The sequence below is a fragment of the Streptomyces narbonensis genome (assembly GCF_014649015.1).
GTDB classification, from domain to species: domain Bacteria; phylum Actinomycetota; class Actinomycetes; order Streptomycetales; family Streptomycetaceae; genus Streptomyces; species Streptomyces narbonensis.
On record NZ_BMSF01000009.1, the window covers coordinates 312,062 to 337,519 of the forward strand.

General features: G+C 72.7%; 17 protein-coding genes and 1 pseudogene. 9 read left to right on the plus strand and 9 right to left on the minus strand.

What is annotated here, in order from left to right:
- The 4 genes from IE124_RS19625 to IE124_RS19640 form a co-directional block, all read right to left on the minus strand.
- Window positions 1-549: a nitrobindin family protein gene (locus tag IE124_RS19625; RefSeq protein ID WP_189509112.1), complete on the minus strand. Its 549-nt coding sequence runs from the start codon at window positions 547-549 to the stop codon at window positions 1-3.
- A 102-nt stretch (window positions 550-651) separates the two neighbouring features.
- The gene (locus IE124_RS19630) at window positions 652-2,718 is read right to left on the minus strand and encodes an iron ABC transporter permease (RefSeq protein ID WP_189509113.1); all 2,067 of its coding nucleotides are present in this window, start codon (window positions 2,716-2,718) and stop codon (window positions 652-654) included.
- Between the two features lie 4 nt (window positions 2,719-2,722).
- Complete coding sequence (locus IE124_RS19635; protein WP_189509114.1) at window positions 2,723-3,700, minus strand: ABC transporter substrate-binding protein; 978 nt, start codon at window positions 3,698-3,700, stop codon at window positions 2,723-2,725.
- Entirely contained in the window at window positions 3,697-4,557 is an 861-nt protein-coding gene (locus IE124_RS19640; protein WP_370468784.1) for an ABC transporter ATP-binding protein, read from the minus strand. Before IE124_RS19640 ends, IE124_RS19635 begins: the two co-directional genes overlap by 4 nt.
- A 345-nt stretch (window positions 4,558-4,902) precedes the next feature.
- On the opposite strand from IE124_RS19640, the pseudogene IE124_RS34970 reads away from it, so the two are divergent.
- Window positions 4,903-5,022, plus strand: a pseudogene (locus tag IE124_RS34970) (LLM class flavin-dependent oxidoreductase); the annotation flags it as partial.
- Between the two features lie 50 nt (window positions 5,023-5,072).
- The gene (locus tag IE124_RS19645; RefSeq protein WP_229832603.1) at window positions 5,073-6,275 is read left to right on the plus strand and encodes an NAD(P)-binding domain-containing protein; all 1,203 of its coding nucleotides are present in this window, start codon (window positions 5,073-5,075) and stop codon (window positions 6,273-6,275) included.
- A 77-nt stretch (window positions 6,276-6,352) separates the two neighbouring features.
- Here the strand turns inward: IE124_RS19645 and mltG are convergent, their stop codons facing one another.
- Window positions 6,353-7,267 (minus strand): endolytic transglycosylase MltG, encoded by a 915-nt coding sequence (gene mltG / locus IE124_RS19650; protein WP_189509115.1) that lies wholly within the window; start codon window positions 7,265-7,267, stop codon window positions 6,353-6,355.
- A gap of 287 nt (window positions 7,268-7,554) precedes the next feature.
- Complete coding sequence (locus IE124_RS19655; protein WP_189509116.1) at window positions 7,555-9,447, minus strand: ABC transporter ATP-binding protein; 1,893 nt, start codon at window positions 9,445-9,447, stop codon at window positions 7,555-7,557.
- Window positions 9,448-9,554: 107 nt separating this feature from the next.
- Here IE124_RS19655 and IE124_RS19660 point away from each other — a divergent pair, with 107 nt between their 5' ends.
- The 3 genes from IE124_RS19660 (at window position 9,555) to IE124_RS19670 (ending at window position 14,675) form a co-directional block, all read left to right on the plus strand.
- Window positions 9,555-10,052, plus strand: a complete 498-nt coding sequence (locus IE124_RS19660) for a MarR family winged helix-turn-helix transcriptional regulator (protein ID WP_229832605.1) — start codon at window positions 9,555-9,557, stop codon at window positions 10,050-10,052.
- Between the two features lie 33 nt (window positions 10,053-10,085).
- Window positions 10,086-13,010: an FAD-binding and (Fe-S)-binding domain-containing protein gene (locus IE124_RS19665; RefSeq protein WP_189509117.1), complete on the plus strand. Its 2,925-nt coding sequence runs from the start codon at window positions 10,086-10,088 to the stop codon at window positions 13,008-13,010.
- A 231-nt stretch (window positions 13,011-13,241) separates the two neighbouring features.
- Window positions 13,242-14,675, plus strand: a complete 1,434-nt coding sequence (locus IE124_RS19670; RefSeq protein ID WP_189509118.1) for a Gfo/Idh/MocA family protein — start codon at window positions 13,242-13,244, stop codon at window positions 14,673-14,675.
- A 63-nt stretch (window positions 14,676-14,738) separates the two neighbouring features.
- Here IE124_RS19670 and IE124_RS19675 read toward each other — a convergent pair whose 3' ends face one another.
- Window positions 14,739-16,355, minus strand: coding sequence for a peptide-N4-asparagine amidase (locus tag IE124_RS19675; RefSeq protein ID WP_189509119.1), 1,617 nt, complete (start codon window positions 16,353-16,355; stop codon window positions 14,739-14,741).
- Between the two features lie 197 nt (window positions 16,356-16,552).
- On the opposite strand from IE124_RS19675, the gene IE124_RS19680 reads away from it, so the two are divergent.
- Together IE124_RS19680 and IE124_RS19685 are read left to right on the plus strand one after the other, a co-directional pair.
- Window positions 16,553-18,376 carry an ABC transporter transmembrane domain-containing protein gene (locus IE124_RS19680; protein ID WP_189509120.1) on the plus strand — a complete coding sequence of 608 codons (1,824 nt, stop codon included), beginning with the start codon at window positions 16,553-16,555 and terminating at the stop codon, window positions 18,374-18,376.
- Window positions 18,373-20,154, plus strand: coding sequence for an ABC transporter ATP-binding protein (locus IE124_RS19685; RefSeq protein WP_189509121.1), 1,782 nt, complete (start codon window positions 18,373-18,375; stop codon window positions 20,152-20,154). Before IE124_RS19680 ends, IE124_RS19685 begins: the two co-directional genes overlap by 4 nt.
- A 227-nt stretch (window positions 20,155-20,381) precedes the next feature.
- On the opposite strand, the gene IE124_RS19690 is transcribed toward IE124_RS19685, so the two are convergent.
- On the minus strand, window positions 20,382-21,089 hold the full coding sequence (locus tag IE124_RS19690) for an NAD(P)-dependent oxidoreductase (protein WP_189509122.1): 708 nt from the start codon (window positions 21,087-21,089) through the stop codon (window positions 20,382-20,384).
- 121 nt (window positions 21,090-21,210) lie between these two features.
- On the opposite strand from IE124_RS19690, the gene IE124_RS19695 reads away from it, so the two are divergent.
- The gene (locus tag IE124_RS19695) at window positions 21,211-21,963 is read left to right on the plus strand and encodes a TetR/AcrR family transcriptional regulator (RefSeq protein ID WP_189509123.1); all 753 of its coding nucleotides are present in this window, start codon (window positions 21,211-21,213) and stop codon (window positions 21,961-21,963) included.
- 54 nt (window positions 21,964-22,017) lie between these two features.
- Here IE124_RS19695 and IE124_RS19700 read toward each other — a convergent pair whose 3' ends face one another.
- On the minus strand, window positions 22,018-22,809 hold the full coding sequence (locus IE124_RS19700; RefSeq protein ID WP_189509124.1) for a metal-dependent hydrolase: 792 nt from the start codon (window positions 22,807-22,809) through the stop codon (window positions 22,018-22,020).
- A 133-nt stretch (window positions 22,810-22,942) separates the two neighbouring features.
- Here IE124_RS19700 and IE124_RS19705 point away from each other — a divergent pair, with 133 nt between their 5' ends.
- Entirely contained in the window at window positions 22,943-25,456 is a 2,514-nt protein-coding gene (locus tag IE124_RS19705) for a DEAD/DEAH box helicase (RefSeq protein ID WP_189509125.1), read from the plus strand.
- Window positions 25,457-25,458: the final 2 nt, after the last annotated feature.

The following is a 25,458-nucleotide window of genomic DNA, read 5'->3' on the forward strand; positions in this document are numbered from 1 at the left end:
TCAGTTCCCGTTCTCGCGTCGGAGCTGTGCCGAAAGGTGGTACTGGAGAGGCTGTCCGACGGCCGCGAGGTCATGGCGGAAGTCGAGGGTGTCCCCGTCGGTGAGGGTGTAGCGGCGCCGGGTGGCGGTGACCTCCTTGGCCGCGGGGGTGAGCGCCACCTGGTGGGTGGTGAGGTCGATCCCTCCGTCGGCCGCGCCGCCGACGAGGATCTCCGCGATGCCGGTGGGCTGGGTGATCAGCGCCTCGACGCGCCCGTCGGGCTGCATGCGCCACCAGCCGCTCTCACGGGCGGCGGGCCGCAGCGGGGCGCCGTCGGCGTCGACGATCCAGGCGCGGGCCTCGTAGCGGAGGAAGGGGCGCCCGTCGTGGCTGAAGGTGACCTCCTGCTCGTACGCGAACTCCTCGGCGAGCGTCGGGTACGAGCCGCGGCCCCGGCCGGTCCAGGTGCCCAGGAGACCGGTGACCGGCGCGAGGAGCGCGTGCGGCGCGGGCGCCGCGTCCGCGCGCAGGGCGTCGGGGTAGGGGTGCTTCCGGTCGCGGTCGAACATGAGGTGCGCTCCTGGGTCGGGACCTGTGCCGGATGGCAGCTTAGGTCTTCGGCCCACCGCCGGTCGCGGTTCCTCAGCCGCGACCGGTGGAGTTCCCTGCCGCTATCCCCGGTTGCGTACCAGCAGGTAGAGGAAGTACGGGGTGCCGATCACGGCCGTCATGAGGCCGGCGCCGAGCTGGGCCGGGGCGATGACGGTGCGGCCCACCAGGTCCGCGGTGCAGACGAGGACGGCGCCGAGGAGGACGGCGACCGGGACGACGCGGGCGTGCTGCCGGCCGACGAGGGCGCGGGCCGCGTGCGGGGCCACGAGTCCCACGAAGCCGATCGTGCCCGCGGCGGCCACGGCGGTGGCGGTGAGCAGGACGGCGAGGGCCAGGAAGCCGAGGCGGGCGCGGCCCAGGCCGAGGCCGAGGAGGCGCGGGGTGTCCTCGTCGAGCGAGACGAGGTCGAGCTCGGTGCGCCGGGCGACCGCGACGGCCGTACCCACGGCAAGGACGGCGACGAGGGGGACCACGTCGGGCATGGACCGCCCGTAGGTGGAGCCCGAGAGCCAGGTGAGGGCCTTCGTCGCGTTGAAGGGGTCCGTGAGGATGATCATGAGGCTGATCAGGGCGGCCGCGGCCGTGGCGACGCCGAAGCCGACGAGGACGAGCCGGTTCTGCTGGAACCCGCCCCGGGCGGCGAGCCCGAAGACGAGGACCGAGCTCACGACGGCGCCCGCGAACGCGGCGCCGGCCATGCCCCACGAGCCTGCCAGGGGCACGGTCGTGACGAGGAGTACGGCGCCGAGCGCGGCGCCGCCGGAGATGCCCAGGATGCTCGGCTCGGCAAGGGGGTTGCGGGTGACGGCCTGGACGACGGTGCCGGCCAGGGCGAGCGCGGCGCCCGCGAAGAGGGCGGCGAGGACGCGGGGCACCCGGGTGTCGAGGACGAAGGTGACGGTCCGGCCGGCCTGGCCCTGGAGCCAGTTCACGACGTCACCCAGGAGCAGCTTGCTGTCGCCGAGGAGGACGCCCGCGACGGCGACGCCGATCGCGACGGCCACCAGGACGGCGGTGACGGTGAGGAAGCGGGCCCGGCTCCTGATGCGGAGTCGTTCGGAGGCGGTGGCTCCGGCGGTGTCCCGTACGCGGGTGGCCATGACGATCAGGAAGACGGCGCCGACGAGGCTGGTGACGACACCGGTCGGTACGGAGACCACGACGTCCGACGGTACGAGGACACGCAGCAGGACGTCGGAGCCGAGCACGAGGGCGGCGCCGGTGAGTCCGGCGGCGGGCAGGAAGCCGCGCGACTTGGTGAACCCGCGGAATCTGCGGGTGAGGGGCCGGACGAGCGCGGGGGCGCAGAGACCGACGTAACCGACGGGTCCGGCGAGGGTGACGGCCGCCGTGGAGAGCAGGGCGGCGAGGACGACGGCGGTGATCCGGGTGGCCCGGACGGGCACGCCGAGACCGCGGGCGGCGTCGTCGCCGAGGGCGAGGGCGTCGACCCGCCGCGCGAGGAGCAGCAGGCCGACGAGGCCGGCGACGGCGATCGGGGCCATCTGCAGGACGCCGTCGAAGCCGCTCTGGCTGATGCTGCCCTGGTTCCACTGGTAGAGGCCCTCGGTCTGCCGGGGGAACAGCAGGAGCAGGCCCTCGGTGACGGCGGTGAGGCCGAGGGTGAGGGCGCTTCCCGCGAGGACCAGGCGGACCGTTCCGGCGCCCAGGCCCGAGAGGACGAGGACGACGGCCGCCGCCGCGAGACCGCCGGCGAAGGCGAAGGCCGAGGAGGCGAAGAGCGGCAGCGAGAGGCCGAAGGCGGCGGTGAGACCGAGCGCGAAGTAGGAGCCCGCGTTGACGGCGAGGGTGTCGGGCGAGGCGAGGACGTTGCGGCTGACGGCCTGGAGGGCTGCGCCCGCCATGCCGAGGACGGCGCCGACCAGGAGGCCGGCGGTCATCCTCGGCAGACGGGAGGCGATGACGACGGACGCGTCGGCCGGATCGGCCTGGCCCGTGAACGCCTTCCACACCTCGGGCGCGCCGACCTCGGCTGTGCCCTGGGTGATGTCGACGAGCGCGAGGACGGCGACGAGGAGGACCAGGGCGGCCGTCACCGGGGCCGCGCCCGTCCGGGACGTGGCCGTCGGCGGACGGGTGGCGGGGGTGGTTGCGGTGACGGCCATGGTGTTACTTCGTCAGGGCGGTGACGACGGAGTCGACGTACTTGCTCATCGACTGGGGGCCGCCGAACATCCAGATGCCGTCGGGCAGTCGGTGCACGTCGCCCTTCTTGACGAACGGCAGGGACGTCCACACCTTGTCCTTGGCGAGGACGCCGGTGAAGGGCGTGCTGGAGGCGTCGCCGTCGTTGGCGACGTAGGCGAACTGGACGTCACCGAGCTTGGTGAGACCCTCGACGTCGGTGGCGCCGAGACCGTAGGCCGGGTCGCCCTTCACGGTCCAGGCGTTCTTCAGACCGATCTTCTCGTTGACCGCGCCGATCAGCGAACCGCTGGTGTAGGGGCGGATCGAGACCTGGTTGGACATCACGTAGCCGTCGGCGAAGGCGTACTTCGTGCCGGCGAGACCGGCGTCGGCGAGCTTCTTCTTGCCCTCGTCGAGCTTCGCCTGGAACTGCTTCTTCAGCTCCTCGGACTTCTGCGTGGTGCCGGTGGCCTTGGCGATGGCGTCGAGGTCGGCGTTCATGCGGCCGATCGGGTCGGCGGCGTCGGCGGCCTTCAGCGTCAGGACCGGGGCGACCTTGCGCAGCTGCTTCACGGCGGCCGGCGGCAGGTCGGTGGTGGCGACGATGAGGTCGGGCTTGAGGGAGGCGACGGTCTCGACGCTCGGCTCGCCGCGGGTGCCGATGTCCTTGGGCTCGTTCTTGAGCGGGACGGCGGTGTCCCAGGTCTTGTAGCCCTTGACGTCGGCGACGCCCACCGGGTCGACGCCCAGGGTGATGAGGTGCTCGACGACGTTCCACTCGGTCCCGACGACCTTCTTGGCGGGGCCGTCGAGCTCGACCTTCTCGCCCGTGGAGTCGGTGAGGGTGATGGGCTCGGCGGACTTCTTGGCGTCGTCGGCGGCGGGCTCGGTGGTGCCGCAGGCGGTGAGAGCGAGGGCCGCGGTGGTCGCGATCGCCGTGGTGAGGAGGAGGCGCTTCATGAGGTGCTGCTGAGCCTTTCGCTTCGCGAGTGGTGCCGACCGACGGCGCGCGTGCGCAGCCGTCCGGTCAGGGGGTCGGTGTCTACGTCGATGCGGATGCCGTACGTGGCGGTCAGCCGCTCGGGAGTCAGTACGTCCTCGGGGTCGCCGTCCGCGATGATCCGTCCCGCTTCGAGCAGGACGATCCGGTCGCCGACGGCCGCGGCCTGGTCGAGGTCGTGGAGGACGGCGCCGACGGCGATGCCGTGGTCGTCCGCCAGATCGCGCATGAGGTCGAGGAGTTCGACCTGGTAGCGCAGGTCGAGGTAGGTCGTGGGTTCGTCGAGCAGCAGCACGCCCGTCTGCTGCGCGAGGCAGCCGGCGAGCCAGACGCGCTGGAGCTGGCCGCCGGAGAGGTGCTCGGCTCCGCGCTCCGCGAGTTCCGTGACGCCCGTCATGGCGAGCGCGCGGTCCACCGCCTCCCGGCCGCCGGGGTCGGCCTTGCCCCAGCGTCCCCGGTAGGGGTAGCGGCCGAACTCGACCACGTCGCGCACGGTCAGGCCGCTGGGGGTGGGACGGCCCTGGGTGAGCAGGGCCACGTGGCGCGAGAACTCACGGGGGCTCAGGGCGAGCGCGTCGGTGTCGCCGTCGAGGACGAGGGTGGCGGTACGCGGCTGCTGGAGGCGCGCGATGGTGCGCAGCAGCGTCGACTTGCCGCTGCCGTTCGGGCCGACGAGGACGGTCACTTCGCCGGGGCGAAGCGTCATCGCCGCGTCGTGGACGACGTCGACGCCGTCGTACGCCACGGTGACACCCATGGCCGAGAGTTCATGACCGTGGGGGCCCGGGGCCGCGGAGGTCTGTTCGCCTGCTTGCACGCCCCGAAGGTTAGCCTAACCTTAGCTGACCGCAAAAGGGGGTCCAGCGGCCGGACACAAGGCGAATTCCGGCCAAGCCGTCCGGCCCACGCCCCGGCACCAACCCCGTTGCCCCCGCTCCGCCGTCGCGGCTACGTTCGCGCCATGGTGCGTACAGCCCTGCTCACGACGCGCGGTCACATCGACCTGCTGTGAGTGGCCTCCGCCGCGTATCGCCGCGGTCGCTGACGCCTCCTCACCCCCTCCCCGCTTCCCCATCTCCTCGCCTCGCCCGTCGTGCGCGCGTGCCCACTCCGCGCCCACGACCGCCGAGGCGCACCTTCGCGCTGACGGAAAGGCCTCCTGATGACCGTCCACCTGCACTGGTTCCTGCCGCCCGGCGGCGACGGCCGCACCCTCGTCGACCGGCACGCCGGAGGCGTACTGGTTCGGCGAGGGCGTGACGCCCGAGCTGGTGGCGCGCGGACTCGTGGCCCGCCGGGAAGATCCGGGGCTTTCGCGGAGTTAGTGGAACCGTGAACGAAATTGGTGCAGCAGCGGTCGCGGGAGCCGGGGCGGCGGACGCCCGGACGGTGGATGTCGTCGTCATCGGCGCCGGACAGGCGGGCCTCTCGGCCGCCTTCCACCTGCGGCGGGCCGGCCTGGAACCGGACCGGGACTTCGTCGTGCTCGACCACGCCCCGCACGCGGGCGGCGCCTGGCAGTTCCGGTGGCCGTCCCTCACGTACGGCAAGGTGCACGGGATGTACGCGTTGCCCGGCATGGAGCTGACCGGCGCCGACCCCGCGCGCCCCTCCTCGGAGGTGATCGGCGCGTACTTCGACACGTACGAGCGGACCTTCGATCTGCGCGTCCACCGGCCCGTCGACGTCACCGCCGTCCGCGACGGAGACGACGGAGACGACGGAGACGACGGAGACGGTAACGGCAGCGGCGACGGACGGGGGCACGGAAGCGACGGGCGGCTGCTGGTCGAGACCTCGGAGGGCGTGTACGCGACGCGTGCCCTGATCAACGCCACCGGCACCTGGGACCGCCCCTTCTGGCCCCGCTACCAGGGCCAGGAGACCTTCCGGGGGCGCCAGCTGCACACCTCCGGCTACCCGGGCCCGGAGGCGTTCGCCGGGCAGCGGGTGATCGTCGTGGGTGGCGGGGCCTCCGGGACCCAGCACCTCATGGAGATCGCCGAGGTAGCCGCGGAGACGACCTGGGTGACCCGGCGCGAACCCGTCTTCCGCGAGGGCCCCTTCGGGGAGGCCGAGGGCCGCGCCGCGGTGGCGCTCGTCGAGGAGCGCGTCCGGCTCGGACTGCCGCCGCAGAGCGTCGTCTCGGTCACCGGCCTCCCGCTCAACGACGCGATCCGAAAGGCCCGCGCGAGCGGTGTGATGGACCGGCTTCCGATGTTCGACCGGATCACGCCGACCGGGGTGGCCTGGGACGACGGGCGGACCGTGGACGCGGACGTGATCCTCTGGGCGACCGGCTTCCGTGCCGCGATCGACCATCTGACGCCGCTGCGCCTGCGGGAACCGGGTGGCGGCATACGCGTCGAGGGGACGCGCGCCGTCCGGGACGAGCGTGTCCACCTCGTCGGCTACGGCCCCTCGGCCTCGACCATCGGCGCCAACCGGGCCGGCCGCGCGGCCGTCACCGACATCCGCCGCCTGCTCACCCGCGAGACCACCGCCGCACCTGCCGTCGCCGTGCCGACGAGCTGACCCGCGGACCGGCCGGCGCGGACTGGCCGGCGCGGACCGGCCGACGCAATCGGGCGCATGTGCATACGGCGCGGCCCTCAGCCGGCGGGTGCCGCGCGCCGGTTCGCGTTGAACTCCGCCACGTTCTCCTGGTGGAGGGCGTAGTCGGCCGTGAAGCGGGTGTCCCCCGGGGCCACGGTGACGAAGTACAGCCAGTCCCCGTCCGCCGGGCGGATCACCGCGTCCACCGCCTGCTCCCCCGGGTTCCCGATGGGCGTCGGCGGGAGGCCCTTGCGCTCGTACGTGTTGTACGGGCTCGTGATCCGCGTGTCCGCGACGGTCGTGTCGACGGTGCTGCGGCCCAGCGCGTAGTTCAGGGTCGAGTCCATCTGCAGGGCCATGCCCTTGGCGAGCCGGTTGTGCACGACCCTGGCGACCTTGGCCATGTCCTCGGGACTGTCGGCCTCCGCCTGCACGATGCTGGCCGCGGTCACCGCCTGGTAGACGCTCATCCCGTACGCCCTGGCACCCTCGGCGATCCGCTCGGTGCCGAACCGTTCACCCGCGGTCTGCGCCATGTAGCGGAGGAGACCCTCCGGGGTGGAGGCGGCCACGACCGGGTACGTGGCGGGGAAGAGATAGCCCTCCGGGTTGCCCCCGGCCGCGGAGGGGAGCGGGAGGGCGGCGCCGGGCGCGGTCGCGGCCTTACGTGCCGTCCCCTCGGGAAGACCGAGCGCCCGGTCGACGGCCGTGTAGACCTGCGCCGACCGCCAGCCCTCCGGGACGAGGAGCGTACGGGGCTGCTCGACCGCCGGTTCCTCGCCCGGGAGCAGCAGGAGTGGGACGGTGATCGCCGCGGCCACGGCGACGACCGCGCCGAGCAGCAGCGCCAGGCGGCCCCGGCGGGTGAGACGGGAGCGGCGGGGCGGCCGGGGGGACCGCGGTGAACGGGGAAGTGAGGGGCGGCGGGGGCGGCGGGGCTGTGCGTACGGTGACGCCTGCCGGTACGTCATGGGCGCACGCTAACCCGCGTCGCACAGGATTCCGGGGAGCCCCGCACGCGGCGGCGCCGCCGGTCCCCTGGGACGGGGAACCGACGGCGCCGGGCACTGCGATCGTCAGACGAGCCAACCCAGGAAGTGGAAGACGCCGGCGAGCAGATCGGTGATGACGTTCATGGTGGTGCTTCTCCTCGTACAGGTACATCAGTGGGACTGCGCGGTCGCGGTCTGCAGCCCGTCGCTCGCACTCCGTAATCTTCCGATGCCGTACGGGAGCTGGGCAACGAATCCCGAGACGATCACACGTTCTGGGGAACAACCGCTCCCACGTTCGCTTGTTCGCTTCGGGTGCGGCCTTCGTCACGGCCCTCGGCGGCGCCGGTCACGGCGGCCCGGGCGTCCCTGCGCACCAGCGCCGCGTACCGCCCGTCCCGGGCGAGCAGTTCCTCGTGCGTCCCGCGCTCCGCGATGTGGCCCGCCTCCAGGACGACGATCTGGTCGGCGTCGCGGACGGTGGAGAGCCGGTGGGCGATGGTGATGGTGGTGCGGCCGGCCGAGAGGGCGTCGATCGCCTGCTGCACGGCGTGCTCGGTACGCGTGTCGAGGGCGCTGGTCGCCTCGTCGAGGATGAGCACCGGCGGGTCGCGCAGGATCGTGCGCGCGATGGCCAGGCGCTGCTTCTCGCCGCCCGAGAAGCGGTAGCCGCGCTCGCCGACGAGGGTGTCGTACCCCTCGGGGAGGGAAGCGATGTGGTCGTGGATCTGCGCGGCGCGCGCGGCGGCCTCGATCTCCTCGTCGGCGGCGTCCGGCTTGGCGAAGCGGAGGTTGTCGGCGACGGAGGCGTGGAAGAGATACGTCTCCTGGGAGACGACGCCGACGGCACGGGCCAGGGTGTCGAAGTCGAGGTCGCGCACGTCGACGCCGTCGAGGGTGACCCGGCCGCCGGTGACGTCGTACAGCCGGGGCACGAGGTAGCTGAGGGTGGACTTCCCGGAACCGGTGGGACCGACGACGGCCAGGCTGCCGCCGGCGGGGACCGTGACGTCGATCCCGTCGAGGGTCGGGCGGGCCTGGCCCTCGGGGTCGTAGCGGAACTCGACCTTCTCGAAGCCCACCTCGCCGCGGACCTTCGCGAGCCGGACGGGCTCGTCGGGCTCGGTGATGTCGACGGGCAGGTCCAGGTATTCGAAGATCCGCTGGAAGAGGGCGAGCGAGGTCTGCATCTGCACGCCGGTGGAGAGCAGGCTCACGGCGGGCCGGAAGAGGCCCTGCTGGAGCGAGACGAAGGCGACGAGCGTGCCGAGCGATATCGCGGGGCCGCCCGACTGGAGCGCGATGCCGGCGGCCCAGTAGATCAGGGCGGGCATGGCGGCCATGACGATGCCGATGGTGGACATGCGCCACCGTCCGGCCATGGAGGAGCGCACTTCGAGGTGGACGAGGCGCTCGGACTCCTCGGCGAAGGACTTGGCCAGGGAGTCGGCGCGGCCCATGGTGCGGCCGAGCAGGATGCCGCTCACCGAGAGGGACTCGGTGACCGTCGCGGCCATGGCGGCCATCTGCTTCTGGCGCTGGGTGGTGATCGCCTTGCGCTCACGGCCGACGCGGCGGCTGATCCAGACGAAGACGGGCAGCAGGAGCAGGGAGACGACGGTGAGCCGCCAGTCGAGGGCGAGCATGGCGACGACGGTCGCCACGACGGCCGTGAGGTTGGAGACGAGCGAGGTGGCGGTGGACGTCACGGTCGCCTGCATGCCGCCGATGTCGTTGGCGATGCGGGACTGGACCTCGCCCGTGCGCGTGCGCGTGAAGAAGGCGAGCGGCATGCGCTGGAGCTGCTCGTAGACCCCGGTGCGCAGGTCGTGCATGACGCGCTGGCCGACCGTGGTGGAGATGAGGGTCTGGAGCACGCCGAAGACGCTGGTCAGGACCGCGGTGGCGATCATGCCGAGGGCGAGGAGGCTGAGCAGCCCCGTCCGGCCCTGCGGGATCGCGGTGTCGAGGATCTCCTTGAGCAGGAACGGCGAGGCGACCGAGACCAGCGAGGCGGCGCCGACCAGGAGGCCGACGAGCGCGAGGCGGGCGCGGTAGGGACGGAAGAGCCGCAGGATCCGCCGCAGCTGTGCGGGCTCCTTGGGCTGAGCGGAGTCGCGGGGCGGGGGCGTCCAGTCGGACTGGTCGTGGGGGCGCATGGGCTCCTTCGGGAGGTGGGCGTACGTCCGTCGACGTCGGCCGACAGATACCTTAGCTCATTGTTACCTATACTCACAATGAACATGGTCCTGATATTGTTCCCGGCATGAGCACCTCCGACCGCCTGAGCGGGACCGAACGGCCGAGCGGGAGCCCTCGGCCGAGCGGGACCGATGCCGACGGCCTCCTCGCCGAGCAGCTGCTGCGGCTCACCCGGCGCCTGCACCGCATCCAGAAGCACCATCTGGAGCCGGTCGGCATCACCCCCGCGCAGTCCCGGCTCCTGCGCACGGTCGCGCACTTCGGGGAGCCTCCCCGGATGGCCGATCTCGCGGCCCGGCTGGAGGTCGTCCCGAGGGCCGTGACCAGTCTCGTCGACGGCCTGGAGGCGGGCGGACGGGTGCGCCGGGTCCCGGATCCGAGCAACCGCCGCGTGGTCCGGATCGAGCTCACCGACGAGGGGCGCGCCACGCTGCGGGAGCTGCGCAGCGCGCGCAGGGCGGCCGCAGAGGACATCCTTGCTCCATTGACCGTCGATCAGCGCGATGTGCTCGGAGGTCTGCTGTCCGCTCTGGTCGACCGGGTCCCGGAGAGCGGCTGCTGATCCCCAGGGGTCGCGCCGAAGGGGAGCCGTGACATGCCGCTGCTTGAGCCGAACCCGCAGGCCCTCCGCAAGGGTACGAAGCGGAGTCCGGCCCCGGACCGGGTCCCCGAGCTCCAGTCGCGGGGCACGCCGCGGCGGCTGCGCGAGGAGCTGTCCGAGCTCCTCGGCGCGGAGAAGGTCCTGTCGGGCCTCTCCGACCTGGTCCGATACGCCTCCGACGCCAGCCCGTACCGCTTCGTCCCGCAGGTCGTCGTGGTGGCGGAGGACATCGACGACATCTCCGCCGTCCTGTCGTACGCGCACGGCAAGGGCCGCGAGGTCGTCTTCCGGGCCGCCGGGACCAGCCTCAACGGGCAGGCGCAGGGCGAGGACATCCTCGTCGACGTCCGCCGCCACTGGGCGGGCGTCGAGGTCCTCGACGACGGCGCCCGCGCGCGGATCCGGCCCGGCACCACGGTCGTCCGGGCCAATGCGGCACTCGCGCCGCACGGGCGGGTCCTGGGGCCCGATCCGGCCAGCGCGATCGCCTGCACGCTCGGCGGGGTCGTCGCCAACAACGCCTCGGGGATGACCGCCGGGACGACCCGGAACTCGTACCGGACGCTGGCCTCGCTCACCTTCGTCCTGCCGTCCGGGACGGTGGTCGACACGGCGGACCCAACGGCGGACGAGGAGCTCGCGCGCGCCGAGCCCCGGCTGTGCGCCGGGCTCCTGGCGATCAAGGCCGAGATCGAGGCGGACGCCGAGCTGACGGCCCGGATCCGGGCCAAGTACGCCATCAAGAACACCAACGGCTACCGGCTCGACGCCTTCCTGGACGGCGCCACCCCGGTCCGGATCCTGCGGGGTCTGATGGTCGGCTCCGAGGGCACCTTCGGCTTCATCGCCGAGACCGTCTTCGACACCCTCCCGCTGGACCGCGAGGTCTCCACGGCCCTGCTCTTCTTCCCCTCCCTGCCGGCCGCCGCGGCGGCGGTGCCGCTGTTCAACGAGGCCGGGGCGCTCGCCGTCGAGCTGATGGACGGCAACACCCTGCGGGCCTCGGTCAGCGTGGCGGGCGTCCCCGCCGACTGGGCGGAGCTGCCGAAGGCGACGGCGGCGCTCCTGGTCGAGTTCCGGGCCCCGGACGCGGCGGCGCGGGAGGCGTACGAGCGGGCGGCGGACGAGGTCCTGGCCGGGCTCGACCTGGTCGCCCCGGTGCCGTCCGTGGAGAACGCCTTCACCCGGGACCCGAAGCGGATCGGCGGCTACTGGAAGGCCCGCAAGGCCTTCGTGACGGCCGTCGGCGGCTCACGGCCCTCGGGGACGACCCTGATCACCGAGGACTTCGCGGTGCCGCCGGCTCGGCTCGCGGAGGCCTGCGCCGAGCTGCTGGAGCTCCAGTCCCGGCACGGCTTCGACGCGGCGGTCGCCGGCCACGCGGCTCACGGGAACCTCCACTTCCTCCTCGCCTTCGACGCCGGCGACCCGGCCGACGTCGAGCGGTACGCGACCTTCATGGACGAGTTCTGCAAGCTGACCGTGGAGCGGTTCGACGGCTCCCTGAAGGCCGAGCACGCCACCGGACGCAACATCGCGCCGTTCCTGGAGCTGGAGTGGGGAACGAAGGCGACCGAGCTGATGTGGCGGGTCAAGGAGCTCATCGACCCCGACGGGGTCCTCGCCCCCAGGATCGTCCTCGACCGTGACCCGCAGGCCCATCTGCGCGGCCTGAAGACGATCCCGTCCGTGGAGCGGATCGCGGACCCGTGCATCGAGTGCGGCTTCTGCGAACCGACCTGCCCCAGCCACGACCTGACGACCACTCCGCGCCAGCGGATCGTGCTGCGCCGGGAGATGATGCGCCAGCCGGACGGCTCCTCCGTGGAAGCCCGCCTCCTGGAGGCCTACGGCTACGACGCCGTCGACACCTGCGCCGGCGACTCCACCTGCAAGCTGGCGTGCCCGGTCGGGATCGACACGGGCGCGCTCATGAAGGAGTTCCGGCACGAGCGGCACTCGCCGCGCGAGGAGCGGATCGCCGCCCTGGCCGCGCGGAACTTCCGCGCGGTGGAGGCCTCGGCGCGGCTCGCGGTGGCGGCCGCCGACCGGATCGGCGACCGGGTCCTGGAGCGAGTGACCGGCCTCGCCCGCAAGGCCGTCCGGCCCGATCTCGTACCGGAGTGGCTGCCCGAGATCCCCGGCGCCGCCGCGCGCCGGCTGCCCCGCACCCACCGCCCGGCGGCCGTCGCCGTCTACTACCCGGCCTGCGTGAACCGGATCTTCGGCGCGCCCGAGGGCCACCGCGGCCCCTCGCTGCCGGAGGCCGTCGTCGCCGTGTCGGCGCGGGCCGGGAAGCCGGTGTGGATCCCCGACGACGTGGCCGGAACCTGCTGCGCCACGATCTGGCACTCCAAGGGGTACGAGCGGGGCAACGAGGTGATGGCCAACCGGATCGTCGAGGCCGCCTGGGGATGGACGGCCGGCGGGAAGCTGCCCCTCGTCGTCGACGCCTCCTCGTGCACGCTCGGCATCGCGCACGAGGTCGTCCCGTACCTCACCCCGGACAACCGCGAGCTGCACGCCGAGCTCACCGTCCTCGACTCCCTCGTCTGGGCGGCGGACGAGCTCCTCCCCCGGCTCGACGTGCGCCGCCGGGTCGCCTCCGCGGTGGTCCATCCGACCTGCTCCATGCGGCACCTGGGCGACGCGGAGCAGCTGACCCGGCTCGCCGAGGCGTGCGCCGAGGAGGTCGTCGTCCCCACCGACGCGGGCTGCTGCGCCTTCGCGGGCGACCGCGGGATGCTGCATCCGGAGCTGACGGCCTCGGCGACGGCGCGCGAGGCGGCCGAGGTCACGGCCCGCTCCTTCGACGCGCACCTGTCGGCCAACCGGATGTGCGAGATCGGGATGGACCGAGCCACCGGCCGCACGTACCAGTCGGTGCTGCTCGCCCTTGAGCGCGCGACCCGTCCCTGACCCTTCGTCAGTCCGTTCCCCCAGGACCCCTCACCCCGGCCGGTGAGGGGTCCTTCGTATGTTCGGGTGATCGCACGGTGTCGGGTACGAGTCCGTGCGATATCCGGAACAGTAAAGTCCAACTACCCGTCGCAAGAGTCCTATCCGCGCCCTTGCGCACCATCGGTCACCGGGGCCAGGGTCCTGTGCGGGATTCATGAAACAGCCGTGCACACAGCTCCTGGAGGTTCCATGAACGAGCAGGTACCGCCCAGCCCGAGCCGTCGCAAGGTCCTCAGGACCACCGCGGGCGCGGCCGGCGCAGGCCTCGGCATCGCCGCGGCCGGCGCCCCGGCAGCGCAGGCCGCCACCGAGTCCGCCGCCACCGCGACCACGGCGGCGGCGAAGACGGAGACCGCCGCCGAGGCCGCGCCCCGGCGTCGCGGACAGACCATGGCCGGGGTCCCCTTCGAGGGCCGTTCCACGGTCCGTGTCGGGATCGTCGGCCTCGGCAACCGGGGCAACGGCATGATCGGCCTCTTCCTCGCGCTCCCCTGGGTGCGGGTGGTGGCCGTCTGCGACCCGGTGCGGGAGAAGGCCGAGCGGGCCGCCGCCAAGGTGGTCGCCGCCGGTCAGCCCGCCCCCGCCGTCTACACCAAGGGCGAGGACGACTACGAGAACCTCTGCGCCCGCTCCGACCTCGACTTCGTGTACGTGGCCACCCCCTGGGACCAGCACTTCCCGATGGCCAAGGCGGCGATGCTGAACGGCAAGCACGTCGGCGTCGAGTGTCCGATCGCGATGACGATCGCCGAGCTCTGGGAGCTGGTCGACCTCTCGGAGAAGACCCGCCGCCACTGCATGCAGCTGGAGAACTGCTGCTACGGGCGGAACGAGATGCGGGTCCTGCGCATGGCGCACGCCGGCAAGTTCGGCCAACTCCTGCACGGCGCGGGGGCGTACAACCACGACCTGCGCGGCCTGATGTTCTCGCCGACCTACTACGAGGGGCCCTGGCGCCGGCTGTGGCACACACGGCTGCGCGGCGACCTCTACCCCAACCACGGCTTCGGGCCCGTCGCCAACTACATGGACGTCAACCGGGGCGACCGGGTGGTGAGCATCAGCAGCTTCGGCACCCCGGCGCTCGGTCTCGCCGAGTACCGCGCGGAGCACATGCCGCCCGGCGACCCGAGCTGGAAGGAGACGTACATCGAGAGCGACCGGACGATCAGCATGGTCCAGACGGCCAAGGGGCGGCTCATCCGGCTGGAGCACGACGTCTCCACGCCGCACCCGTACAGCCGCATCAACAGCCTGGGCGGCACGAAGGGCGTCTTCGAGGACTACCCGGCCCGGATCTACCTGGAGCCGGACCACACGAACGACCAGTGGGCCGACTTCTCGTCGTACGCGGCCGAGTTCGACCACTGGCTGTGGAAGGAGCACGCCAACCCGCCCGGCGGCCACGGCGGCATGGACTACATCATGATCTACCGGCTGATGCAGTGCGTGCAGCTGGGCCTCGTCCCGGACTTCGACGTGTACGACGCCGCCACGTGGACGGCTCCGGTGCCGTTGAGCCACGCCTCGATCAAGGCGAAGGGCGCGCCGCAGGCGATCCCCGACTTCACGCGCGGCGAGTGGCAGAAGGCCCGCCCGGGCGTGGACTCGGCCAGGCCCTGACCCGGGCCCTGCCGATCCGCGCGGTGCCCGGTCCCCGAGTGCGGGGGCCGGGCACCGCCGTGTTCAGCAGCGCCGCCGGTCCTCGGTGAGCGTCCCCTGAACCGTCGTCAGGCTCCGGTCCCAGCAGCCCCCGGAGCCGTACAGCCGGTACCGCTCGGTGCCGGTGCCGACCGCGTGCCGCTGGTCTCGCGGCACGCCGGTGGTGTAGGTCGCGTCCCCGGTGTAGGTGTCGTCCAGGCGCGACCAGGAGTGGCGCCGCCCGTCGCGCAGGACGACGGTGTCGGCGCGGTCCCCGAGAGTGAGGACCGTCCGCAGCCGGTCGCCCGCGCCGATCGTCGTCTCGCCGTCCATGGTGTAGGCGCGCCGGACGTGGGTGGCGGTGCGACCGATGGTGACGGTCTCGTCGTCGGTCCAGCGTCCGGTGAACGCGTCCGGGTTCTCGCCCTCGCCCCAGCGGTGGACCGAGGTGTGGCCGACGGTCCGGTCGACGGTGGTGGCGATCCTGCCGTGCGAGGTGTTCAGGTGCCCGGCGACGGTGAGCCGGTGCCCAGCCCCGGTGTCGACGGTGTGCGGGGCGGTCCCGGAGGCCGCCGTGTATACGGAGGAGTTGCGCGGGACGCTCTCCTCGTGCCGGTCGAGTCCGCCGGTGACGACCCTGCTGCCCTCGTCCTGCCAGAGCAGCAGGTTGGTGGGGACGGACCAGCCGCCCAGACCGGCCGGGACGCCGGCGACGGAGACCTCCACGCGGTGGGCGCGGCCGTCGTTGAGGAGGGCGGCGAAAGGCGTGAGGTCGTAGACGACCGGCTGGACGTCGAAGGCACGCGGGCCGGGGGTGACGTACCAGAGGAAGGGGTTGGACCAGCCGCCGGTCCAGACCGTGGGGAAGGGCGCCGCGATGCCGGCGAGCCGGCCGTCGACGGCGATCCGGACCTCGCGGTGCGGGCCGTCGGTCGCCCGGCAGGAGTAGGGGGCGGTGTCGGGGACGGAGAGGTACCAGTACTCCTCGCAGCCGCCGCCGGAGCCGGTGGCGTACACCTCGGCGAGGAGCCGTTCGGTGTTGCGCGGGGTGGTGAGGGTGGGGCCGGTGAGGGGGATGACCCGGTCGGGGGTGCCGGAGGCGGGTTTCACACGGCCCTCGGCGGTGTGGAAGGTGAGGGTGACCCGGACGTCGAGGACGCCGGTGTACGTCTCGTTCACGACATTGCCGATGAGCATCTCGACGGGCTGGGGGCGGCTGAGGATGTCGCGGTAGCGGGTGACGTCCTTCTCGACGGACCAGGTGATGCCCTCGGGCGAGGGCTGGGGGGTGGAGGTGCGGAGGATCTCCACACCGCCGACGGAGACGTGACCGAGGCGGTCGTACTGGCGGCCCTTGACGCTTCCTTCGAGCCGCAGGACGACCTTGTTCCAGCGGGTGCCGCACTCCTTCGGCGGGGTGTATCGGCCCTGGTACGGCGTGAAGTCGCGGAACTGCGCGGCGGCGAGGGTGACCTCGCAGCTGCGGGTGCCGGGGGTCTCGACGGGCGGGCCGGCGGTCACCGGGTCGTGCCAGTCGCCGGTGAACTCGGCCGGGGGCGTCGGGCCGTTCGGGCCTTCGGCGGCGGCCGGGTGGGCGGTGAGCAGCGCCCCGGCGGCCAGGACCAGACCGCTGAGCATGCTCATGATCTTGAGTGATCTCATGGGGCGGAAGTGAAGCGCGGTCACCACGGGGCGGTCCAGAGGGCGATGAGCGGACATGGCGCGATCTGTTCCCTCCTGGGGAAAATCGATTGCCGCTCCCTGGGGAAAAAGCGAACCTTGCACGGTTTCCACTCCGCCGTCGCACCCCCGGCGCGCGCGATCCCCCACCCAGACAGACCCGGAGACCCTGGGACGCCATGCAGATTCGAGATCTTCCCTACGCCGACCCAGGGGTCCCCGACGTCCGCTCGGGCTCCCGGTTCCTCCTCTGGCTCGGCCGCAACCAGCTCGGCGGGCAGGTGAAGGCCCTCCTCTGGGGCCTGCTCCTCCAGCTCGGCATCGCCGGGCTGCCGCTCGGCGTCGGCGTCGCCGTGCAGGCGGTCGTGGACCGCGACGGCGGACGGCTCGGCCTCGCCGCGGGCCTGCTCGTGGGCTGCGGCCTCGCCATCGCGGTGGGCGACACGATGCTCCACCGCGTCGCCGTCACCAACTGGATCACCGCCGCCGCGCGGGTCCAGCAGCTCCTGTCCCGCAAGACCGCCGAGCTGGGTTCGGTCCTGACCCGGCGGGTCGCCGCGGGCGAGGTCGTCTCCGTCTCCACGGGCGACGTCGAGAAGATCGGCTGGTTCGTCGAGGCGCTGTCCCGGTTCGCCGCCGCCGCGCTCTCCCTGCTGATCGTCTGCGTCGCCCTCGTCGTCTACCAGCCGGCCCTGGGCGTCGTCGTCGCGATCGGCGTCCCCGTCCTCGCCCTCGCGGTGCTGCCGCTCCTCCCCCGCGCCACGCGCCGGGCGGACGTCCAGCGCGAGAAGGCGGGCAGGGCGACGGAACTCGCCTCCGACACCGTCGCCGGGCTCCGCGTCCTGCGCGGCATCGGCGGCGAGGAGCTGTTCCTCGGCCGCTACCGCGCCGCCTCCCAGGAGGTCCGCAGGGCCGCCGTGCACAGCGCGCGAATGTGGGCGCTGATCGCCGCGATCCAGGTCCTCCTGCCCGGCGTCCTGCTCATCGTCGTCGTGGCGTACGGCGCGCGGCTCGCGCTCGACGGCCGGATCACGGTCGGCGAACTCGTCACCGTCTACGGCGCCGTGGCCCTCACCCACCATCCGATGCGGAACTTCGAGGAGATCGCCATGGCCTTCTCCTTCTCCCGGCCGTCGGCGAAGCGGGCCGCCCGGGTCCTCGCCCTGACCCGCACAACGACCACGACCGGTGCCGCGGGCGAGGAGCGGGAGGCGACCGGCGATCTGTATGACCCGATGACCGGTCTCGTCGCGCCGGCCGGCCGGTTCACCGCCGTCGTCTGCGGCGACCCGGACGTGGCCGGACGGCTCGCGGACCGGCTCGGCGGACACCCGGCCGACCAGGACGAGGGGCACACCTCGGTCCTGCTCGGCGGCGTCCCGCTGGACGAACTGCCGCTGGCGGCCGCCCGTACGGCCATCCTCGTCCAGGACAAGGACCCGGTCCTGCTCTCGGGCACGCTCCGGGAGCTCCTCGACGTGCCTTCCTCAGGCGCGGTCCGGGCCGAGGACGCGCTGGCCGCCGCCCAGTGCGGAGACGTCCTCGACGCGCTCGGCCAGGCCTCCGTCGACACCGACGGAGACCCTATGCGGACGCGGATCACCGAGCGGGGCCGGTCGCTCTCCGGCGGCCAGCGCCAGCGGCTCGCCCTCGCCCGCTCCCTGGTGACCGACCCGGAGGTGCTCGTCCTGGACGAGCCGACCTCGGCGGTCGATTCACACACCGAGTCCCGGGTGGCGGACGGGATCGCCCGGCTGCGCGAGGGAGGGACCACCGTGGTCCTGGCCTCCTCGCCGCTGCTCCTGGACCGCGCCGACCGCGTGGTCCTGGTCCACGACGGGCAGGCGGTCGCCGTCGGCACCCACCGTGAACTGCTCGCGAAGGAGCCCCGCTACCGCGCGGTCGTCACCCGCGAGACGGACGAGGAGCTCGCCGCGGCGGACGGCCGCCTCCCCGACATCGACACCGACGAACTCGAAGCACTGGAAGGGGAAACGGCATGATCGGCCTGGCGCCGCCGGAGTACGACCCGGCGGCCCCCACGACGGCGACGACGCTGCCCGTCGCGGCCGGCCCGACCGTACGGATCTACGTACGGGAACTGCTGCGCCGTCACCGCAGGGCGTTCGCGCTGCTCATCGGGGTGAACGCGGTCGCCGTGATCGCCTCGATGGCCGGCCCGTACCTCCTCGGTTCGGTGGTCGACGAGCTGAGCGCCGGTGCCCGCGACCTCCATCTGGAGCGGACGGCCGCGCTCTTCGCGGTCGCGCTGCTCGTCCAGACGGTCTTCGTGCGGCTCGTCCGGCTGCGCGGGGCGATGCTCGGCGAGGAGATGCTCGCGGATCTGCGCGAGGACTTCCTCGTCCGCTCCGTGGGGCTGCCGCCCGGCGTCCTCGAACGGGCCGGGACGGGCGACCTGCTCTCGCGCATCACCACAGACATCGACCGGCTCGCCAACGCGATGCGCGAGGCCGTGCCCCAGCTGGCCATCGGCGTCGTGTGGGTGGTGCTGCTGCTCGGCGGGCTCGCCGTGACCGCGCCCCCGCTCGCGCTCGCCGCGCTGCTCGCGGCGCCGGTGCTCGTCGTCGGCTGCCGCTGGTACTTCAAGCGGGCGCCGTCCGCCTACCGCTCGGAGTCCGCGGGGTACGCGGCGGTGGCCGCCGCGCTGGCCGAGACGGTCGACGCGGGCCGCACCGTGGAGTCCCACCGGCTCGGCGCGCGGCGGATCGCCCTCTCCGACAAACGCATCACCGAGTGGGTCGCATGGGAGAGGTACACCCTCTTCCTGCGGTCGGTGCTCTTCCCCGTCGTGACACTCACGCACACGACGGTGCTGTGCGGTGTCCTCCTCCTCGGCGGGGTCTTCGTCTTCCAGGGCTGGATCGACGTGGGCCAGCTGACGACGGGCGCGCTGCTCGCCCAGATGCTGGTGGACCCGATCGGCATCGTGCTCCGCTGGTACGACGAGCTCCAGGTCGCGCAGGTCTCGCTGGGCCGGCTGGTCGGCGTCAGGGACATCGAACCGGCCGCGGGCGACCACGAGGTGCGCCCGGACGGGCGGGCCGTGCGGGCGGACGAGGTCCGGTTCGGCTACCGCGAGGGCGTCGACGTGCTGCACGAGGTGTCCCTGAAGGTGGCGCCGGGCACCCGCCTCGCGCTCGTGGGACCGTCGGGCGCGGGCAAGTCCACGCTCGGCCGGCTCCTCGCGGGCATCTACGCCCCGAGGGCGGGCTCGGTCACCCTCGGCGCCGCCGAGCTGGCGCGGATGCCCGCCGAGCGGGTCCGGGAGCACGTGGCCCTGGTCAATCAGGAGCACCACGTCTTCGTCGGCTCGCTCCGGGACAATCTGCTGCTCGCCCGGACCGGCGCCGCCGACGCCGACCTGTGGGAGGCCCTGGCCGCGGTGGACGCGGACGGCTGGGCCCGGGGCCTCGACGAGGGCCTGGACACGGAGGTCGGCTCGGGCGGCCGTTCGCTCACCCCGGCGCAGGCCCAGCAGGTGGCGCTGGCCCGGCTCGTCCTCGCGGACCCGCACACGCTGGTCCTGGACGAGGCGACCTCGCTGCTCGACCCGAGGGCGGCCCGGCACTTGGAGCGGTCCCTCGCCCGGGTCCTCGACGGGCGGACGGTCGTGGCCATCGCGCACCGGCTGCACACCGCGCACGACGCCGACCTGATCGCGGTGGTCGAGGCGGGCCGGATCAGCGAGCTGGGCAGCCACGACGAACTGGTGGCGGCGGACGGCGCCTACGCGGCGCTGTGGCGGTCCTGGCACGGCTGACCGACGGCCGGGAACCCCGACCGGCCGGACCCCGGAACCCCCGGCCGGCCGGACCCCGGCAGCCCGGCCGACCCGACCCCGGAAGCCCGGCCGACCCGCCCCCGGGAACCCCGCCGACCCGACCCCGGAATCCCCGGCCGACCGGCCCCCGGAAGCCCGACCGGCCGGCCACCGGCACCCACCACCGACCTGACCCCGGCGCTGTCCGAGCGCCGGGGTCAGGCGCCTCAGTACCCGATGGTGAACCGGCGCTGGACGTGGCGCGGCAGTTCCGCCTCGTCGACCAGCGCCACGGCGGCGTCCTCCGCCGAGACGCGGCTGCGTCCCTCGGCGTCCCGGACCGGCTGGTCCTCGCCGAGGCGGAAGCGGCCGGTGCGCTCGCCGGGCGCGATGTCCTCGGCGGGGCTGAAGTAGGTCCAGCGGCGGTTGGAGGTGCGCAGCACGTCCAGGGCGTCCCGGTGGCCGCGTACCGCCGCCGCGTAGGCGCGGGGCAGACCGACGGAGTCGAGGGTCTCGTGGAGCCGGTCCTCGGCGTCGGCGAGCACCAGTCCGGGCTCGATCTCCAGGCTGCCGGCGCCGCCGACGACGATGAGCCGGGTCCTCGGGTGGCTCTCCAGGGCCTTGAGCAGGGCGCGGGCCGCGGCGGCGTAGACGCCGGCGTCGGCGACGGAGCGCCGCACGGTGTCGGCGAGGTCGCGGGCGGCGTTGCCGGGCTGGAAGGCGCTGATGAGGACGTCGAGCCCCGGCAGGACGGCCGCGATGCCCGCGGGGTCGAGGACGTCGAGGCTCGCCCAGGTGATGTTCTCGCGGGTCTCGCCGGCCGCCGCCTCGGTGGTGTCGCGGCCGAAGGCACTGATGTGGTGCCCGCGTTCGAGGGCCTCCGTGACGACGCGGCTGCCGATGGTGCCGGTGGCTCCGATCACTCCGATGCGCATGACTCTCCCCTGTGTTCGCATCCACGACACCACTGACGTGACGCCGTGCGAAAACTATACGCCGTGAAGTTCACGGCGTGCAGTTTCCCTACGGCACTCACTCGGACGGTAGGGTTGCCGGATGACCGGGACATCGGAAGCACGGACAGGGGCGCGGCCGGCCGCGCGCGGACGCCGTGAGCGGCTACGGGCCGAGACGACGGCCGAGATCAAGGACACGGCCCTGCGGCTGATGGCCTCCGGCGGGCCCGACGCGATCACGCTGCGGGCCATCGCCCGCGAGATGGGCATGACGGCCAACGCGATCTACGGATACTTCCCCACGCGCGACGACCTGGTCACCACGCTCATCGACGACGTGTACTCGGCCCTGGCCGACGCCGTGGACGCGGCCTGGGCGAACGCCCCCGCCGACGACCCGGCCGCCCGGATCCTGGCCTGGTCCCGCGCCTTCCGCGCCTGGGCCCTGGCCAACCCCGAGGGCTTCCGGCTCATCTACGGCGACCCCGTCCCCGGCTACGTGGCACCGGAGGGCGGACCCGCCCCGGACGCGGCCCGCCGGGTGTGCACCGGCCTCACGGGGCTCGCCGCGGCGGCCTGGCCGTACGCCGAACCCCTCTACCGGGACTCCGCCTTCACCTGGTCCGACTTCGACGCCGGGCTCCTCGACAAGGTGCGCCCGGCCTTCCCCGAGCTGCCGCCGGCCGCCGTCGCGCTGGCCCTGCGCGTCTGGGGGCATCTGCACGGCCTGGCGACCCTGGAGGTGTACGGGCACCTGCGGCGCCAGACCGCGAGCCCGGACAAGCTCTTCCAGGAGGAACTGACCCAGCTCGTCCGGACGCTGGGCGTCCCGGTCCCCCCGACGGGCTCCTGACGGAATCCTGCCCGGCGTCCCAGGAGGCGTCTTGCCTGATCGGCAGGAATCCCCCTAGAGGAAGCCGAGCGCCGAGGCCCCGCCGACGCCGCCGAGCAGCATGAAGGCGGGCATCAGGACCTTGAGCTCGACCCAGCTGCCGGCCCGGAATCGCATCCCCTTCGGCGGACCGATCGGGTACCAGCGCTTGCGGCCCACCGGGATGGGCCAGAGGATCGGGCAGCCGGAGACCGTCAGGGCGTCGCCGATGTCGTGGACGAGGGCACCGAGGACGATCGGCAGGCCGAGCCAGAGGTACTCCTGGCCGGGGCCCGTGAAGAACCAGTCCGAGCCGTTCCCGGGCTTGTCGAGAACGCCTGCGAGGATCCAGGCGCTGGTGGCGCCGAGCAGCCAGACCAGGACGTCGCTGGACATCCGGGCGGCCCGCCACAGCAGCCCTTCCACGGCCAGGACCAGGTGGACGAAGAGGATGGCCAGGACCGCCCACCGGCCGCCGGTGACCGCCGCGGCGGAGGCTCCGGCGCCGATCAGGACGGCCCAGAGCCAGGTGTGGGTGAGCGTCCGGTGGCCGCCGGACCTGCGGGGGTCGGCGGAGGAGCGGGTGGCCTTGTAGACGGCGTACGAGAGCTTGTCGACGATCTCGCAGAGGAGCTTGGAGACCGGCCCGAAGGCACGGGAGATCGTCGCCGACTTGTGGTCGAGGTCGGGGGCGAGGGCGGCGCCCGCGCAGATGAGCGCGCCGACCAGGAGGACGGGCCACGGCATCGGGTGGTCGAAGGCGGCGGCGGCCGCTCCGACACCCAGCCAGGCCGCTGCTCCGGACAGTGAGTGCGCCGGTCCCATCATGGTCGCTGCCGCCCCCGTTTCTCGTGCGCCGGCGCTCAGTTGACGACCGGTCGACGGACGAGCCTACCGTCCGTGATCAAGAAGGCCTCCGGCCGGTTCCCTCATCCGAACGGAATCCAGGCAAGATGGGGGCGTGACCCTTATCGATCGCCTTCCGCCGACCGCCGACCCCGACGCCCTCTTCGAGGCCTTCTCCTCATGGGCCGAGGACCGGGGCATCACGCTCTACCCGGCCCAGGAGGAGGCGCTGATCGAGGTGGTGTCCGGGGCGAACGTGATCCTGTCCACCCCGACCGGCTCGGGCAAGTCGCTGGTCGCGGCGGGCGCGCACTTCACGGCCCTGGCGAACGACCAGGTCACCTTCTACACGGCGCCGATCAAGGCGCTGGTGTCGGAGAAGTTCTTCGACCTGTGCAAGATCTTCGGCACGGAGAACGTCGGCATGCTCACCGGCGACGCGTCCGTGAACGCGGACGCGCCGGTCATCTGCTGCACCGCCGAGGTCCTCGCCTCGATCGCGCTGCGGGACGGCAAGTACGCCGACATCGGCCAGGTCGTCATGGACGAGTTCCACTTCTACGCCGAGGCGGACCGCGGCTGGGCCTGGCAGATCCCGATCCTCGAACTGCCGCAGGCACAGTTCGTCCTGATGTCGGCGACGCTCGGCGACGTGTCGATGTTCGAGAAGGACCTGACGCGGCGGACCGGGCGGCCGACCTCCGTGGTCCGCTCGGCGACGCGGCCGGTACCGCTGTCGTACGAGTACGAGCTGACGCCGATCACGGACACCCTGACGGAGCTCCTGGAGACGAAGCAGGCCCCGGTCTACATCGTCCACTTCACGCAGGCGCAGGCCGTCGAGCGGGCGCAGTCGCTCATGAGCATCAACATGTGCACGCGCGAGGAGAAGGACAGGATCGCCGAGCTGATCGGCAACTTCCGCTTCACCACCAAGTTCGGGCAGAACCTCTCGCGGTACGTGCGCCACGGCATCGGCGTGCACCACGCGGGCATGCTGCCCAAGTACCGGCGGCTCGTCGAGAAGCTGGCCCAGGCCGGTCTGCTGAAGGTGATCTGCGGGACGGACACACTGGGCGTCGGCGTCAACGTGCCCATCCGTACGGTGCTGTTCACGGCGCTGACGAAGTACGACGGCAGCCGGGTGCGCACCCTGCGGGCCCGCGAGTTCCACCAGATCGCGGGCCGGGCCGGGCGGGCCGGCTTCGACACCGCGGGTTACGTGGTCGCGCAGGCGCCCGAGCACGTCATCGAGAACGAGAAGGCGCTCGCGAAGGCCGGCGACGACCCGAAGAAGCGTCGCAAAGTGGTCCGCAAGAAGGCTCCGGAGGGTTTCGTCGCCTGGAGCGACACCACCTTCGAGAAGCTGATCGGCTCCGAGCCGGAGCCGCTGACCTCGCGCTTCAAGGTCACCAACATCATGCTGCTCTCGGTGATCGCCCGGCCGGGCAACGCCTTCGACGCGATGCGCAAGCTCCTGGAGGACAACCACGAGCCGCGCAAGGCGCAGCTGCGGCACATCCGCCGGGCCATCGCGATCTACCGCTCGCTGCTCGACGGCGGAGTGGTGGAACAGCTGGACACACCGGACGCCGAGGGCCGCACGATCCGGCTGACGGTCGACCTCCAGCAGGACTTCGCGCTGAACCAGCCGCTGTCGACGTTCGCGCTCGCCGCCTTCGACCTGCTGGACCCGGAGTCCCCTTCGTACGCCCTCGACATGGTGTCGGTGGTCGAGTCGACGCTCGACGACCCGCGCCAGATCCTCGCGGCGATGCAGAACAAGGCGCGTGGCGAGGCCGTCGGGCAGATGAAGCGCGACGGCGTCGAGTACGAGGAGCGGATGGAGCGGCTCCAGGAGATCTCGTACCCGAAGCCGCTGGAGGAGCTGCTCTGGCACGCGTACGACGTCTACCGGAAGTCCCACCCGTGGGTCGGTGACCACCCGGTCTCGCCGAAGTCGGTCATCCGTGACATGTACGAACGGGCCATGACCTTCACGGAGTTCACGTCCTGGTACGAGCTGGCGCGGACCGAGGGCATCGTGCTGCGCTACCTCGCGAGCGCGTACAAGGCGCTCGACCACACCATCCCGGACGACTTGAAGACCGAGGACCTGGAGGACCTGATCGCCTGGCTGGGCGAGATGGTGCGGCAGGTGGACTCGTCCCTGCTCGACGAGTGGGAGCAGCTGGCGAACCCGGAGGTCCAGACGGCCGAGGAGGCCCAGGAGAAGGCCGACCAGGTCAAGCCGGTCACGGCGAACGCGCGTGCCTTCCGGGTCCTCGTGCGCAACGCGATGTTCCGCCGGGTGGAGCTGGCGGCGCTGGACAACGTGGACGCGCTGGGCGAGCTGGACGCGGAGGCCGGCTGGGACGCGGACGCGTGGGGCGAGGCGATGGACGCGTACTGGGACGAGTACGACGACCTCGGTACGGGCCCGGACGCGCGCGGCCCGAAGCTGCTCGCCATCGAGGAGGACGCGGCCCACGGTCTGTGGCGCGTCCGGCAGACCTTCGCCGACCCGAACGGCGACCATGACTGGGGCGTCAGCGCGGAGGTGGATCTCGCGGCCTCCGACGAGGAGGGCCGTGCGGTCGTGCGCGTGACGTCCGTCGGACAGCTCTAAGG